13 protein-coding genes and 1 tRNA gene are annotated in these 15285 nt (G+C 40.2%); 6 read left to right on the forward strand and 8 right to left on the reverse strand.

Features of this window, described 5'->3' with window-relative positions; translation table 11 throughout:
• Positions 1 to 13 precede the first annotated feature (13 nt).
• Positions 14 to 877 carry an AraC family transcriptional regulator gene (locus BV902_RS22870; RefSeq protein WP_075993929.1) on the forward strand — a complete coding sequence of 288 codons (864 nt, stop codon included), beginning with the start codon at positions 14 to 16 and terminating at the stop codon, positions 875 to 877.
• Here the strand turns inward: BV902_RS22870 and BV902_RS22875 are convergent.
• The 8 genes from BV902_RS22875 to BV902_RS22910 all read right to left on the reverse strand — a co-directional run bounded on the left by BV902_RS22875 (position 866) and on the right by BV902_RS22910 (position 8550).
• The gene (locus BV902_RS22875; RefSeq protein ID WP_312352184.1) at positions 866 to 1837 is read right to left on the reverse strand and encodes an NAD(P)H-quinone oxidoreductase; all 972 of its coding nucleotides are present in this window, start codon (positions 1835 to 1837) and stop codon (positions 866 to 868) included. The genes BV902_RS22870 and BV902_RS22875 overlap by 12 nt on opposite strands.
• Positions 1834 to 4512: a TonB-dependent receptor gene (locus tag BV902_RS22880; RefSeq protein WP_232475595.1), complete on the reverse strand. Its 2679-nt coding sequence runs from the start codon at positions 4510 to 4512 to the stop codon at positions 1834 to 1836. Before BV902_RS22880 ends, BV902_RS22875 begins: the two co-directional genes overlap by 4 nt.
• A gap of 223 nt (positions 4513 to 4735) precedes the next feature.
• Entirely contained in the window at positions 4736 to 5263 is a 528-nt protein-coding gene (locus tag BV902_RS22885) for a ferritin (RefSeq protein ID WP_075993930.1), read from the reverse strand.
• Positions 5264 to 5638: 375 nt separating this feature from the next.
• A complete protein-coding gene (locus tag BV902_RS22890; protein WP_232475596.1) occupies positions 5639 to 6031 on the reverse strand; it encodes a DUF6686 family protein in 393 nt (130 codons plus the stop codon).
• Between the two features lie 244 nt (positions 6032 to 6275).
• Positions 6276 to 6635: a ribosome hibernation-promoting factor, HPF/YfiA family gene (gene hpf, locus BV902_RS22895; RefSeq protein ID WP_070563758.1), complete on the reverse strand. Its 360-nt coding sequence runs from the start codon at positions 6633 to 6635 to the stop codon at positions 6276 to 6278.
• A gap of 14 nt (positions 6636 to 6649) precedes the next feature.
• Positions 6650 to 7531 carry a tyrosine-type recombinase/integrase gene (locus BV902_RS22900; protein WP_075993932.1) on the reverse strand — a complete coding sequence of 294 codons (882 nt, stop codon included), beginning with the start codon at positions 7529 to 7531 and terminating at the stop codon, positions 6650 to 6652.
• Between the two features lie 101 nt (positions 7532 to 7632).
• Positions 7633 to 7827, reverse strand: coding sequence for a 30S ribosomal protein S21 (gene rpsU / locus BV902_RS22905; RefSeq protein ID WP_046672133.1), 195 nt, complete (start codon positions 7825 to 7827; stop codon positions 7633 to 7635).
• A gap of 90 nt (positions 7828 to 7917) precedes the next feature.
• Positions 7918 to 8550 carry an HAD family hydrolase gene (locus BV902_RS22910; RefSeq protein ID WP_172840733.1) on the reverse strand — a complete coding sequence of 211 codons (633 nt, stop codon included), beginning with the start codon at positions 8548 to 8550 and terminating at the stop codon, positions 7918 to 7920.
• Between the two features lie 89 nt (positions 8551 to 8639).
• Here BV902_RS22910 and BV902_RS22915 point away from each other — a divergent pair.
• The 5 genes from BV902_RS22915 (at position 8640) to BV902_RS22935 (ending at position 15277) form a co-directional block, all read left to right on the forward strand.
• A tRNA-Ile gene (locus BV902_RS22915) sits at positions 8640 to 8713 on the forward strand.
• A gap of 345 nt (positions 8714 to 9058) precedes the next feature.
• Positions 9059 to 9577: an RNA polymerase sigma factor gene (locus BV902_RS22920; RefSeq protein WP_075993934.1), complete on the forward strand. Its 519-nt coding sequence runs from the start codon at positions 9059 to 9061 to the stop codon at positions 9575 to 9577.
• A gap of 49 nt (positions 9578 to 9626) precedes the next feature.
• Positions 9627 to 10643 (forward strand): FecR family protein, encoded by a 1017-nt coding sequence (locus BV902_RS22925; RefSeq protein WP_075993935.1) that lies wholly within the window; start codon positions 9627 to 9629, stop codon positions 10641 to 10643.
• Between the two features lie 25 nt (positions 10644 to 10668).
• Positions 10669 to 13878, forward strand: a complete 3210-nt coding sequence (locus BV902_RS22930) for a SusC/RagA family TonB-linked outer membrane protein (protein WP_172840734.1) — start codon at positions 10669 to 10671, stop codon at positions 13876 to 13878.
• Between the two features lie 19 nt (positions 13879 to 13897).
• The gene (locus tag BV902_RS22935) at positions 13898 to 15277 is read left to right on the forward strand and encodes a RagB/SusD family nutrient uptake outer membrane protein (protein WP_075993937.1); all 1380 of its coding nucleotides are present in this window, start codon (positions 13898 to 13900) and stop codon (positions 15275 to 15277) included.
• Positions 15278 to 15285: the final 8 nt, after the last annotated feature.

Here is a 15285-nt window from a genome sequence, read left to right on the forward strand (position 1 = left end):
ATATTTCATAATTATGAAAGCACAGCTGCTTCATTTAAATAGCAATCTTGAGCATTCGTTCAACGCGAGAAGAGACAATACGCCCCAATACCATAATCTTTGGCATTACCATGAAGAACTGGAATTAATTTATTTTGCCAAAGGCTCAGGCACCCAATTTATTGGCGATAGTGTCCGGCGCTTTGAATCAGGCGATATTACCCTTGTTGGTTCAAACCTGCCTCACTATTGGTTATTTGACGAAATTTATCTTCAAGAGGAAGGAGCAGAAAGCGCAGATATTCGTGTAATTCATTTTAAGGAAAACTTTTGGGGAAATGATTTCATTAATTTACCTGAAAATAAATCCATCAAAGACCTTATACGCGTATCCAAAAGAGGCATTTCATTATTGGAGAGCAGCCGACTAAAAACTGTGCAATTAATTGACGCTATCTTGGCAGCAACAGGTACCACACGTATTATTCATTTATTAGAAATCTTACAATTTATTTCGGCCGAAGAACAACATGATCTGTTAACGAGCCCCACTTTTACCATCCAGCTGCAAGATCAGGACGCCAACCGAATGCAGATTGCCATGCAATATATCGGTGAAAATTATCGCGACCAGATACGGCTGCAGGAACTTGCTTCCCTAACGGGAATGACGCCCAATTCTTTCTGCCGCTATTTCAAATCACAAATCGGAAAAACACTCTTTCAGTTTCTGATCGAAATGCGTGTGAAGACAGCCTGCAATTTATTAATAGAAAACAAACAGACGGTGAAGCAGATCTGCTTTGAATCAGGTTTTCAAAACTTTTCGAGCTTCCATAAATACTTCAAAAATGTAACTGGCACTACACCGCTCAGCTTTCAGCGATCAAAAACTTAAGACAATTTTACCCAATAAGCTTGAATCTTCCATCAATCGATGGGCTTCAGCAGCCTCCGCAAAAGGAAGCACGCGGTATAAGGTAGGTTTGAAATCGCCAACGCTGAGCTTCGGCCATACTTGAGACCAGATATCATCCCGTAGCACTTGCTTAAATTCACGGTCTCTCGCCCGCAGCGTACTTCCCGTTAGAACAATCCGTTTCTGCATTAATTTGAGCAAGTTTAACTCGACTCTTGCGCTTTCCATCGCATTAATGTAAACCAATCGACCATCAGGGTTCAATAGATTGATATTTTTCTCAAAATATGATCCGCCAATACTATCTAAAATAACATCAACTCCCAAAGGCTTCAGCGCCTCCAGAAAATCCTCCGTTTTATAATTTATTGTTTTACTGGCTCCCAATGATTTACAAAAGCTAGCCTTTTCAGATGAGCTGACTGTCGTATATACTACCGCACCAAACAAGGTCGCTAACTGAATGGCCGTACTACCAATCCCTCCAGCACCACCGTGCACTAAAAAATGATCGTCGGCCTGCAACTTACCCCTTCGAAAGACATTGTCCCAGACTGTAAAAACGCTCTCGGGCAGCGAGGCTGCCTCCGCAAAACCCAAATGGTCGGGAATAGGTAAACAATGTCCCTGATAGACTTTCGCATAGGAAGCATAGCCACCACCGGCAACAAGCGCACATACACGATCACCAATAGCCCAATCGACCACATCCTTACCTTTAGCGACTACAATCCCTGCTATTTCCAATCCCGGTATTCGCCCATCTACACCGGCTGGTGCCGGATAGTTACCTTTACGCTGAAAGACATCAGGTCTATTCACTCCTGCAGCCTTTACTTCCACCAAAACTTCAAGTTCACCGATCTGCGGCATCTCCACATCACGGACTTCCAAAACTTCCGGTCCCCCCGGTTCAGTAATAATGACGGCTTTCATCATGATTTTTTCGGGTATTTCTGTAATCTTATATTGAGCGAAAGCATAAAATAACGAGCCAGGCGATTGTTCCGAACATCTAAAATATCATTTCCCACCACGGCACGTGAAATACCAGTATTCTGATTCATCAGATCGAATCCCTGAAATCTCAACATCCCCAAGTTATTCCTTCCAAAAGTATATTCCATATAGGCATTGATTATCGTCGGATTAATATTGTTCCATGAGCTCGAATAACCCGCATTAAATTTTTGAGAAAGCTCAAGTCCCATGGTAAAATGTTTCCCTAAATAAGCTTTAGATCCCAACCCAACAATCCCTGAATGTGCCGTGATATTGTCTTGTACAGGCCAGTCAAATGTCGCCCTGTTTAAAGAATAGTTTCCATTTAATTCGGCTTCAAAGATATCACTCCAGGTATAGCGGAATTGAAGAGCCTGCGTAAACAAAAAGTGTCCACCAAAGCTCTTTTTATCATTGACATAGGAAATATTGTTGTAATAATCTGCATTACCATTCAAGCTCATCTGCAAATTATCCGACAATAAAGAAGCTGTAAACAAATAATAGCTTTTAATATCATAATAACCTTCTGTATTGCGATAGGTCGTTTTCTGTATCGTTGAATTAGGTTCAATTGTCCGGTTTGCTACAATCTTGTCATTTACCAAATTAAAAGCCAGACTCGCTTCTAAATATTGCCCTCTTCGTGTAATGGACTTCCGATACTTTGAAACAATACTATGTGCAAATTCGGATTTCAAATCCTTATTTCCGATCACAATATTTTGTGTGTTGGTATTATCCACCACAGGCTGTATCTGATAGAAGCTAGGCTGGTTATTACGTCCATAATAGTCCATGGAAAGATCCTCTTCTTTGGTAAACTTCCATTTCAATCCAGCAGAAGGCACGAGGTTAACATTTGAATAGGAGGTTTTTATCAGTTTGTCCGTTGAACTTCCCGTTAATTCGGAAGGCTGAACAGCAAAACCGAAGTTCACTTTCACTTTCTCGCTTAAATCTTGCCGATAAATCATGCCGACTTTATTGCTAGCAAAGGAATAGTCGTACTTCAAACTAAGGGAGTCTACCAGTATGGGGCCGTTGTTAAAATTATTGTTATTATCAAAAGTGGAGCGGCGAGCATCAATTTTGGTATAGTCGAAATCGTAATTAATCTCCAAGGTACCACCTAAATCAACAGGCTCCACCAACGACAACCGACTTTGGATATTTTTATTTTCATTGCTGGAACGGACCATTTGATTCAGATAAGTCTCTGTTATTTTTGGCACATTCGTGCTACTGTCGATCGCTCTATTAAAATCGCGCACTTCCTCATCTTTATCCAGGGAATTAAAATCCGTATGCAATGTATAAAGTACTTTCCGCCCCGGTTTAGTAAAACTTCGCACGTAAAAAAGATCTAAAGCCGCTGCAGGACTTTCTGTACTATTGGCCGCGCCATAGTTTCCCGTACTGCTCAACCGATTATTTTGAATCCTTCTATCTTTTAACGTATTGCTGGTCGAATTGGTCCAAGATAGTTTGGGTGATATTTTAAGCTGATCTTTGGGCGACAGCTTCATATCAAAATCCCAGTCCATTTTATGTATACGATCGATTGATTTTATCTTGTAGTCTTCATAATTACTAATCAAATTATTCGCTGCTTTGCCGTATCCATATATCGATTGTAATAAGGAATTTCCCTGGATATAATTATTGCGCTGCGTAAAGGAATATTTACCGCTTGCTGTTACCGTTTTAGAAAGTGGACTAGAGAAACTCCCCCCGACAGATCCGATTTTATTGACCCCATCCGTTGGATCCGCAAAGTCGGCTAGCTCGCCCATTTCCCGTTCCCGCTCCCCTCCATTGGGAGAGCCGAAAGAAAAGAGATTGGTATTCGTATTATTCACCGATGCGATAACAGAGTACTCTTTACCGTCATTGAAACGATTCAGCCCAGCACTCCCCAAATAACGATCTACCGAACCACCGCCAAGCGTGGCTTGACCAAAAGTAATTTTCTTCTTATCATCTTTGAGCACGATATTCAGGACTTTCTCAGATTCTGCACTTTTAATTCCTTTTGCGGTCGCCTCATCACCATAAAAATCAATAACCTGTACACTTTTCACAAAATCTGCAGGAAGGTTACGTGTAGCAGTGAGCACATCGCCACCAAAGAATTTTTTTCCATCCACCTTAACAGAGGATATGGGCTTACCGAAGGCATAGACAGAACCATCACGGGAGACCTGTATATTGGGCAATGCTTTAAGAGCCTCTTCTAAGAGTGCCCGACGATCAAATTGAAAGGCATCTAGGTTAAATTGAACAGTATCCTGCTTATATACAATGGGTTTATATTTCAGTACAACAACTTCTTTTAAAAGAGATACATGGGGAAACATGGTCAATTTTCCGACATCCAATTTAGCTGTCGTGCTATTATATAACGGATAACTACGCTCCAATATACTTAAGCCCAGCTGGCTACAGCTAATACGAATATCATTACCGAGTACACGACTAAAATGAAAATAACCTGTTGCGGAAGTGGATGAGAACAAGGTATCGCGAGAACTCGTCAGATGAACACTGACGCCATTTAAGGGCCTTCCTGCAGTATCTACAACAATTCCATAAACTTCTTTTTTTGACACCTGCCCTAAAGCGCTTTTGGGTAAAAAAAACAAGTTCGTTATAGCTAAAAAAAGTACTAACCGGATAATATTCCCGCCCCTTAGTTCCATCAAATAGACTTTGCAATAATACAATTCAATATAAGAATTCTTAAGCTATTAACGTAAAAAGTTGTGATTTTGTATATAAAAAAACGAGCTGTTTTCTCAACAGCTCGTTTTTTACACTATTTTTTACAATTTATTATTCACCCGCAAAGGCAACCTTAACGAGGTGTTTGTCAATTTCCCAACGACCAGTACCGTCTTCACCAATCACATCGAACAACTCAAGGATACGTCTTGCAACAAACTCCTCTTCTACTTGCTCTTCCAAGAACCATTGTACAAAATTAAAAGTAACATAATCCTTCGCTTTAGCACATTTATCGGCGATGTTGTTGAACTGTTCAGTAACAAACATCTCTTGTTCCAATGTTTGTTCAAAAACGCCACGGAACGATTCAAAATCTTGAGGGATACCTGTAACTTCCGGAGAAATTGCACGACCACCGCGGTTGTTGATATAATTGAAAAGCTTCAACATGTGCTCACGCTCTTCGTTGGATTGCTTCGCAAAAAATTCTGAAGCATTTTCCAAACCTTGATCATCACACCATGAAGACATTGCCAAATATAAGGCTGAAGAATGAGCTTCAACTTTAATTTGTGCATTCAATATATTTTCGATCTCTTCTTTCAAAGAAGATTTTAATTTCAATAAATCTTTCATATTTACCTTAAGTTTAATTTCTAAAACATCAACAGGTGAAACACATTATCACCTGATTACATTACAAAGATACAGTAGATCTTCAAAATCTGTATCAAGAATATGCAATACAAATTCAGTCTAAATTAGACATGAAAACCGCAACTTGTTTAGAATCAATACAATTACAAATACGTAATATTGATACTTTCAATAAGCGATAAATTAAAACAATAAGTGGCTTAAAGGCCTAAAAATCATTGAATGTCAATAAAACCAGAGGACGACCTCATTGACACTTATTTAAATTAAAATTAAATAAGGTCTTTCCAAACAAAAAGCGGTGTACATCACAGACGTACACCGCTTTTTTCAGTTCTTTTATTATGTATAGCCTTATGCAAAAACTGCAAATGGCGAAACCTGCAAACAAGTTCTGACTACGCTATTCAATTCCATCATAAATTTAGCGCCATCTAACAATTCGCGCAATTGAAGGACATCCTCTACAGCTAAGATGAAACACCTTTCGGTACGGAAAGGCATAATGACTTCAAAATCCGATGAACGTGTTGTGTCGTGAAGCATGTGCTCAACATCAATCGCATCGATACGCTTCTTAAACTTCAAAAAATCCGATACCGAGAAAGAAGTTGTTTCATTATTATATTCCAACCAGAAACAATTTTTGCGGCTACATTGATAAACTGTACCTGCTGTGGTTGAAAAAACTTCCTCAACATTTGCTAACGGACAAACCAATTTTGACATTTCTATTTCTCTTATCATTTAAATCGATCAAAAATAAATATTATTTATAATCAATCCAAGTAAAACAGAAGATTATTTTGATTTAATATAAATAAGCCTTTCAGCGAGTAATGGAAATAAATACTTCATGATTTCACATGGATCAACAGCCCCGAAAATCCACGTAAGATTCTTACTGGCCAATTACGATTAGAGCGGTACAAAAAAAGAGGCCAGTTTTTATAACTGACCTCCTACATTTACATCTATATTTTAATAGTTATTAATCGTATTCTTCCTCTTCTTCTTCCTCTAGGGTAAGAACTTCATTACGTCCATTGATAACTGTATTTTTTGTCTTTGTTTTATGTTTATTAATCTGTCTACGCAAGGATTCCACAGCAATATCTGTCGCCTCCTCAAAGCTTTTCGCTTGCCCTTTCGCAAAAAGCTGGCTTCCCGGGATATTTAATTTAATTTCTGAAATTTTATTTGCCTCATCATCGACATTTTCCAATCGCAGGTAGCATTCGCCACCAATAATGGAATCCAAAAACTGCTCCAATTTTCCTGTTTTCTTTTTGATAAACTCGATTAGCTTTTGATCAGCAGTAAATCGAATGGATTGCACAGTAATGTTCATTTTTCCTCCTTTTTTTAAGCTTTTGGATGAGCTTGTTTATAAATTGACTTCAATCGTTCTGCTGAGTTATGCGTGTACACTTGTGTTGCCGCAAGCCCCGCATGCCCCAGCAGCTCTTTAATTGCATTTAAATCCGCCCCATTGTCCAACAGGGCCGTTGCGAAAGTATGTCTCAAAATATGAGGACTTCTCTTACCTTGAGTAGAAATCAGCGTCAATTGCCGATGTACAATATCATAGATCAGCTTGGCATATGCCGGCTTTCCTTCTTTCGTAACGATTAGTAAGCTGTTATTAGTATCAACAAATTGCGTCGCCTTTTGTTGCAAATAGTTTTTCAATTCTTTCAATAAAAGATTATTGATCGGAACCAAGCGTTCTTTGTTCCTTTTACCTAATATAAGAATATTTTTATTAAAAAAATCGATATCCTGCTCCTTAATTTTCAACAATTCGGCCAAACGAATCCCGGTACCGAACAACAATTCCATAACCATATAATCGCGACAGGATTCAAATCCATCCTGCTCCTGTCCCATCTGATCCAATAAACGCACCAGCTTTTCCTTTTCAACGACTACAGGTAGTTTTTTAGCAGTTTTTAACGCTTTAATGAGTGTCATGGGATTTTTCGCGATACACTCTTCTCTTTGCAAAAATTTAAAATAAGTTCGCATGGAGGACATACTCCGGTTGACCGAACTCGCATTTTTTCCGGACTCTACCATTTGCGCGAAATAATGGCGTAAATCACGGTATACGATATCCGGCACGGTCAGTCCCTCACGATCCAAAAAAGACTGAAACATCTCCAGCTCATGCTTATAGGCAATAACCGTATGTTCTGAATACCTTTTTTCAATCTGCAAAAACCGAATAAACTCCTTTTCCAACATATTTTCCCTTGCTATATAGCTTAAATTACAAACTTAAAAGCACAAAAAAAAGGGAAAAGCAATGCTTTTCCCTTTATATTTTAAAATTATCAGCGAATCAATTAGTTAGCTACATCTTGATTCAAAGATTGTTTGTAAATCGCTTTTTTCACTTGAATGCGACGAGTTACAGATCTCTTTTCGTAAGCTTGACGTGAACGCAACTCTCTTAAAACTCCAGTTTTTTCGAATTTCTTTTTGAAACGTTTCAATGCTCTATCTAAAGATTCTCCTTCTTTTACATTTACGATAATCATGCGTTATATATACCTCCTTTCGCCGCTTTTAAATTTAAAGTGGGACAAAGGTAAGCTATTTATTTTTAAAAAGGAAAACAAAATTATTTTTTATAACAATTCGAATTCTTCCAACAAAATTCTTAGCGGTTTCTCCTTCGTACACAATGCCGTATGCCAACCCAATTGCTTTGCTGTCGCCAGATGTTGAGGGCTGTCATCAATAAATAAAGTCTCCGCCGGATCCAATTGTTGCTCTTGCATAACCAATTCAAAAATCTCCGCATCCGGTTTGCGCATCCCTACTAAATGGGAGTAATAGGTCTTTTCAAAAAAACCTTCATTGTCGGCAACACCATATTTCTCATGAATATCATTCATACAATAAGCATAATGAATTGCATTGTTGTTACTTAACAAAAAGGTACGGTATCGATCTTTCAACTGGATTAAAATCTCATGATTACCCTGTGGTACACCGATCAGTAAACTGTTCCAGGCTGTATCAATCTGTGCATCCGTCAGTGCTGGGTTTTGGGTTAATTCTCTTATCCCCTCACGAAATTGCGTCGAATCAATTTTTCCTTTATCAAAATTATCAAAAAGTGCACTTTGACCATGATGTCCAAATACGGCATCAACATTTTCTATACCTAACTGAGTAAAAGCATCTTTCAATTTTACAAAGTCGATCATAAAGATCACATTCCCATAATCAAGAACAATATTTTTAATTTTTTCCATCGAATTATTTTGAAATATCGATACAAATATCGATAATTGCATCGTCAAAACGGCACAACAGCTGTTTAAATTGACAAAACAAAAGACCTGCTCCTATAGCTCAGTCGGTTAGAGTAGAAGACTCATAATCTTTTGGTCCCTGGTTCGAGCCCAGGTGGGAGCACAGAACAAAAAAGTCGCTTTTCTATATAGAAAAGCGACTTTTTTGTTTCTTAGACATCCATGTTTATTAAGGAAATTGACCTAGGGAATCCCTTCTCTTTTTTGAGCATAATGTAGCAATTAAAAAAGTAACCACACCTTATGATTGCTAAAGAAAAAAAATAGCCATCTATATGTCAACAATTTAAGAACAGTACAAAAAATCTGACGAAATAAACAGGCCAAATCATATAGCAGATGCCAATCTATTCCTTCATTTTCTAGAAATATTTATTCAAAAAAATACAAACAAAAATCTTATTTGTAATTATTCTAAATAAAAATGTAGATTTGCGCCATTCTTACCATGAAACAATATTGGACAGCTACATTAAAAGGTTCTTCTGAAGCTTTTGAATCCTTATATGACTTAGTATATCGAGAGCTTTTCGCTTATGGCGTTATGTTGGGATATTCGCGCGAGGCCGTAAAAGACGGTATACAACATCTTTTCTTAGAACTATGGGAAAAACGTGACCGTCTGCCCGATGTTGATAATATCAAGTCTTATTTAATGACATGGCTACGCCGTGTACTGAATGACCATCGCGTATTGAATGAAAAATTAAATTCAGGAAATTATCAGCCCAATGATAATACACCTTCACATGAAGCTTTACTCATACAACAGGAAACCGTAAACGAAACCACTGCGCGTCTATCAAAAGCATTGGAATCACTCACACCTAAACAAAGACAGGTGATTGACCTTAGGTTTTTTCAAAATATGTCTTATGAACAGATCGCTTCCAAAACAGGCAATAGTCAGCGTACAATCTATAACATTGTATATGAATCTGTTAAGATTTTAAAAGAAAAAAAATAAAAATAATCCGGTAAAAAAACGGAATTGCTCCCTCTACCTTCACATATACATGAAAAAAATTTATAACGACAGCGTTGATTTGCTCAGTGACGAGAGTTTTGTGTCTTATCATAATGGAACCGCAAATAAACAGGAAATTCATTTTTGGGATACATGGATCGCAGAAAATCCGGATAAATTGGATCTTGTTGCAGACGCGCGAAAGATGCTCGATACCCTAAAAATGCATATCACCGAAACGGAATATCAAGTTGAAAAAGACAAACTATTTGCGACACTCGAAAGCAAAGTGCCTACAAAAACTCGAAGACTGACAACGAGATGGCGCTGGATCGCCGCAGCATCAATCCTGCTCATAGGAACATTTACATTCCGTCAGTTTTTCTACAAAGACTCACCTCAGCGTACTTTAGCTGTAAATACAGTTTCCGCTGAACAATGGCTCAGTGTCGTCGCCCAAAATGGCAAAATGGTTAAAGTCAATCTAACTGATGGCAGCCAGATTACGTTGATGGGTGGTAGTAAACTAAAATACCCCAAACATTTCCGTAAGGATACAATGTATGTCCTGCTAGATGGCGATGCACGCTTTAACATTGCAAAAAAGCCTGATCGCACATTTGCTGTAAAAACAGGCAATACCTTGGTAACAGTATTAGGAACACAGTTTTTGGTAGAACAAGCTGACACTAAAAATACCAGAGTCAGTTTGTTTTCTGGAAAAATTAAATTGACCAACCAATTAAACAACAAACAAGCCCTACTCAGTCCAGGACAACAGGGGTATGTCACAAATCAGGAGATCCATCTCGATAAATTTACGCCAACAGAGATCAATAATTTTGCAGAAGGTATTTTGCATTTTCAAAATGCTTCTTTTGCTGAAGTCGCGCGAAAAATGGAGCAATATTATGGTATCCACATCTCTCTCAGCAAACCAAATGCACGATGGCGGTATAGCGGGCATTTTGAGAAGCTGCCTGTTGAGACCGCACTCGCCGCGATTTGTTTTTCAAAAGAATTGTCATCAAAAAAAATAGCAACAGATACCTATGTGCTTTATTAAAAAAACAGTAAGACGAACCTGTTTATTGAATACTTTTTTTCTATTATTCGCTGGCGCTGTTTCAGCTCAAAATGCTTCCAACCAAGGGAGTTTGGAAACTGCTTTTCAATTACTGACGCAGCAACATGCTGTACATTTTTCCTACGATGCATCCATCGGACTGCAGCGACGCGTTCCACTTCCGACAGCAAAAGAGAATATCGATACGTATTTGTCGAGACTTGCTTCAACGCTTCAGTTGCGCTTTCAGCGGATTAAACATTCAAATCTGATAGCCGTCAGCAAGGCGCCAAAACCCATACAATTAAGAGGTGTAGTGAAAGATGCCAAAACAGGCTTACCTATGGCCGGTGCGACTATTATGCTACGCAAAGAAAACAAAACCTATTTCACCGATAGTTTAGGGCGATATCGCATACTGACAGCAGCCGAAAATCGCGGCGAGGGAATAGGCGTACGTTACTTAGGTTATCAGAATTACGACTTCAAGGTGGATACCGCTGTACAGCAGATCAATCTGTCACCTTTAGATCAACAGCTTGAAGAAGTATTCGTCAGCAGTACTTACGAAGCGCCTAAACTGCGCGAAGAGATGATCGGAAGTGTCTATACCGTCAGCGCAAAGGATTTACAGGCCGATCGCCCTATAGAGAGTGTCGATAAGATGTTGGAAGGATTGGTACCGGGATTATATGTCGAACCCAGCACTTCCTTGGGCACATCCGTTAAGCTCCATATCCGAGGACAGGGAACATTGACAAACCTGACAAGCAATACTGGACGATCAACCTCATCGCAGCCTTTGTACGTGGTGGATGGTGTCGTTGTCCAAGAACAGGAGATTGGCGACGCCAGTTCGCTTTTTAATGGCGAAACATTGCTGAACCCAATTGCAGGAATCAATCCGTTAGATATTGAATCCATTTCGGTACTTAAGGATGCTGCCGCAACCGCAATCTATGGTGCTAATGCAGCAAACGGTGTGATTTTAATCACCACCAAGTCTGGGCGGAGCGGCAAACCGCAGTTGACAGCGTCATACAATACCGGTGTATCCACATTTATCAATCGGATGAAATTGCTCTCCGGGCCGCAATACTATGAGCTACTACGGGAGTTCCATATCAATACGGGCAAAACCGAGAGTGAAGCAACGCGTCTGGCGGGTAGCAATACCATTGATACAGATTGGTTTGGACTGACTTCACGCAATGCACGCTATGATAATGTAAATCTATCACTTTCGGGCGGAAAAGGTAACGATACGTATTACCTCTCTATGGGCTACCGCAATCAACAAAATGCCAGTCCGGGAAATGGACTGAAGCAATACACAAGCTCCATGCGTTATTACAATCAGTTTAGTGATAAACTGCAAATGACCACGACTATATCGCCGACACTGATGCAGCGTGAGGGGCTCGACCAATTTGCAAATGCTGCTTACATGCCTCCCAATATAAATCCCTACAAGGAAGACGGAACTTACAGTACCTTCTTAGGGCTCGTGAATCCTGTCGCAGCGCTGGCTGAATATACAGATAAAGCCTTGGCTTTTACAGGGACTGCACGGATTGAACTGCAATATGCACTGTTACCCTTTTTAAGCCTGCGCGGAGCTATCGGCGGGAATATGCTGCAATCCAAGCAGGAAACTTTTCTTTCAGGCATAGCCGGTGCTTCCACAGCTAAAGATGGGCGCCTCCGAATCAACGATCGCACGACGTACAGCTGGACCTCCATGTTACAGTTAACCTATAGCCCAAAATGGCAAAACGGGCATCGTTTTGTTGGTATTGCGGGGATAGAACTAAAAGATCAATACAGCAAATTATTAGTGGGCCAAGGTACCGGCTTTACTTACGATAGGGTCATCTCACTCGGCCTCGCAAGTTCGACACAGTCGTCTTCCTCTAAAATCTCGGATGCGACAGTATCCAACTATGTACAGATGAATTACGACTATGACAAGCGATTTTATGCTTCTCTGAGTGGCCGTGCAGATCAGTCGTCCATGTTTGGTGGCGACAAACAGGTCGCACTCAATGGAGCGCTTGGATTAGGCTGGAATATCAGCAACGAAAAATTCATGCAACCCGTTGCAGCAATTGATTTCTTACGTCTTCGAGCCAGCTTCGGAACCACAGGGAATTCGCGGATCGGATCATATGCTTCCAGAGGGCTTTATGATTTAAACAACGTGACCTATGGTGGGCAAATGAGTGCAACTCCCTCTTCTTCTGCTGCCGAAAATCCAGATCTAGGTTGGGAAACGAATATCAAATTCAACTTCGGTTTTGACTTGAATGCCTTCAATAGATTGCGTCTTGTATTAGACCTTTACCGGAATAATATCCGCAATCTCATTACAGACATCAGTGTGCCATTAGAAACAGGATATGGCAAAATGCCAGTCAATTCGGGCAATATGTACAATCAAGGGCTCGATTTAAGCATTGCCTATCAATGGCTTAAACAGTCTAAGATAACCTGGAACAGTACCCTTATCGGTGGTTGGAATAGAAATAAGGTGACCTCCTTTAATAATCCACTCATTGAACAATATGCAGCAAACTCCTCCGATAATGTAGGTATAGGTCAGCGTGTGGGATACAGTTCAACTTCGCTCTGGGGTATCAAATGGGGCGGTGTAGATCCAAGCACCGGAGTGGAACAATTCTATACCCCAGATGGAGAGCTGTTAAATCGGACTGAAATACGGGCAATGGGTCAAAACGCTTACCAATTACTAGGCAATTCGATGCCTGATTTTCAAGGAAGTATCATCAACAATCTGGGCTGGAAGGGTTTTCAGTTCACCTTCAATATACAGTATAACCTTGGTGGCAACAAGTTTGCATCGACAACCTACTTACGGGATGGCAATAATCTGGCAAACTCCAATATGTCGGTCAACCTACTGGATCGTTGGCAGAATGCGGGCGATATCACTGCAATCCCCAAACTTAATTCAAGCTCACCACTCAACAATTCCTCCCGCTATTTGTACAGCATGACTTATCTCAAGCTGAGCAACGTATCCTTAAGCTATCGCCTGGCAGATCGATTGACCAAGCGCATCGGCATAGGGCAGACAGCTTTGAGCTTCAATGTTACAAATGTACTTTACTGGTTCAAAGACAAAAGCCCCGCTGGCAGAAACGGTATCCGCGAGTATAGGTTTGTCTATCCCGAGACACGTAATTTTTCGATTGGCCTACGCACCACACTTTAATCCTTTAATAATTTGAGCTATGAACATAAAGACGCTAAGTATTGCTTTTCTTGTCACTTTGGGCACAACGGGCTGTTCAAAATTTTTAGATAAAGAACCGGAAAACAAAGTATCGGTCGACCTGCTTTTTTCAGATATGCAGGGTGCTAAATCGGCTTTGGCGGGAGTTTACGAAGACCTATTTCAGTCAACTTACTACAATGGCTTGCGTATGGTTTACCCAGACCTGCTTGGCGGAAACTTAACGTTTACCGTAGCGAGCAAAACGACACTTTCGGATGTTTATTCCTTTGAGACAGATGCCGAAAATGGTTCTATGAACAGTCTATACAGTTATCAGTATACGCTACTCAATGCAATCAATAATATCATAAAGCGTGTCCCAGCGATGCAGAATGTCAGTGAACTCGAACGCAATAACGTAATGGCCCAGGCCTATGGTCTGCGGGCATTGGTTCATTTCGATCTTGTGCAGTTATATGCGCAGCCTTATCGTTACACCGAAGATGCTTCACATCCGGGCATCATATTGGCCAAAACAACAATTGTACCCAATGAGGCACAGATTGCACGCTCCACAGTGGCAGATGTATATCAATTTATACAAGCTGATCTGTCCCTCGCTGATTCTTTATTTGCCAATAGCAAAGCTATATTTGAAGGCAATGCCAAAATATATATGAGCTTACAGGCAAGTAAAGCACTCCAAGCCCGATTAGCATTAAATCGCAACGACTGGGAAAAAGCTTACCAGCTAAGTGCCGAACTGCTCAAAGCGAACTATTCGCTATATACCAATGCTGAGTATATCGACAGTTGGAAACAGGCCAACACCAAAGAATCTATATTCGAATTGGCTGTGCCGAGCAATTATTCCAGTAACTCAATCGGTAGTTATTATGTCAATGATTCAGGCAACTCCTACTATCAGTTTGGACCAAGTCAGGATCTACTCCATTTGTATGGGCAAAATGATGTGCGTGCTCAGGGTGGAATATTTAAATATCCAACTATACAAACTGCAGTAACAAGCGTCAAGTTGATCCGTCTTTCCGAAATATATTTGATTCATGCCGAAGCGGCAGCTGAACTTGGCTATGCTAATGAAGCTATTTCAGACCTAAATGTCATCAGACTACGTGGGAATCCGCAGCTCGGCGCTTATCTTTTCAACACAAAAGACCTGCTGATCAAGGAGATCCTTGACGAACGTCGTCGTGAGCTCTGTCTTGAAGGCTTCTTATACCTGGATCTGATGCGTAGAGGTCAATCCGTTATGCGCAATGACTGTACTGGTGCAAACTGTAATGTCACTTATCCAAATGATCATATGGTACTGCCTATTCCACAACAGTCTGTACTCTCCAATTCACTGATGAGACAGAATCCCGGCTATTAATCACTCAA

It is taken from the genome of Sphingobacterium sp. B29 (assembly GCF_001952815.1).
Lineage (GTDB): Bacteria > Bacteroidota > Bacteroidia > Sphingobacteriales > Sphingobacteriaceae > Sphingobacterium > Sphingobacterium siyangense.

Excerpts from the sequence above, each read along its gene's own strand:
- BV902_RS22870 (WP_075993929.1), top strand. The coding sequence starts at position 14 with ATGAAAGCACAGCTGCTTCATTTAAATAGCAATCTTGAGCATTCGTTC.
- BV902_RS22875 (WP_312352184.1), bottom strand. The coding sequence starts at position 1,837 with ATGATGAAAGCCGTCATTATTACTGAACCGGGGGGACCGGAAGTTTTG.
- BV902_RS22885 (WP_075993930.1), bottom strand. The coding sequence starts at position 5,263 with ATGAAAGATTTATTGAAATTAAAATCTTCTTTGAAAGAAGAGATCGAA.
- BV902_RS22890 (WP_232475596.1), bottom strand. The coding sequence starts at position 6,031 with ATGATAAGAGAAATAGAAATGTCAAAATTGGTTTGTCCGTTAGCAAAT.
- hpf (WP_070563758.1), bottom strand. The coding sequence starts at position 6,635 with ATGAACATTACTGTGCAATCCATTCGATTTACTGCTGATCAAAAGCTA.
- BV902_RS22900 (WP_075993932.1), bottom strand. The coding sequence starts at position 7,531 with ATGTTGGAAAAGGAGTTTATTCGGTTTTTGCAGATTGAAAAAAGGTAT.
- rpsU (WP_046672133.1), bottom strand. The coding sequence starts at position 7,827 with ATGATTATCGTAAATGTAAAAGAAGGAGAATCTTTAGATAGAGCATTG.
- BV902_RS22910 (WP_172840733.1), bottom strand. The coding sequence starts at position 8,550 with ATGGAAAAAATTAAAAATATTGTTCTTGATTATGGGAATGTGATCTTT.
- BV902_RS22920 (WP_075993934.1), top strand. The coding sequence starts at position 9,059 with ATGAAACAATATTGGACAGCTACATTAAAAGGTTCTTCTGAAGCTTTT.
- BV902_RS22925 (WP_075993935.1), top strand. The coding sequence starts at position 9,627 with ATGAAAAAAATTTATAACGACAGCGTTGATTTGCTCAGTGACGAGAGT.
- BV902_RS22935 (WP_075993937.1), top strand. The coding sequence starts at position 13,898 with ATGAACATAAAGACGCTAAGTATTGCTTTTCTTGTCACTTTGGGCACA.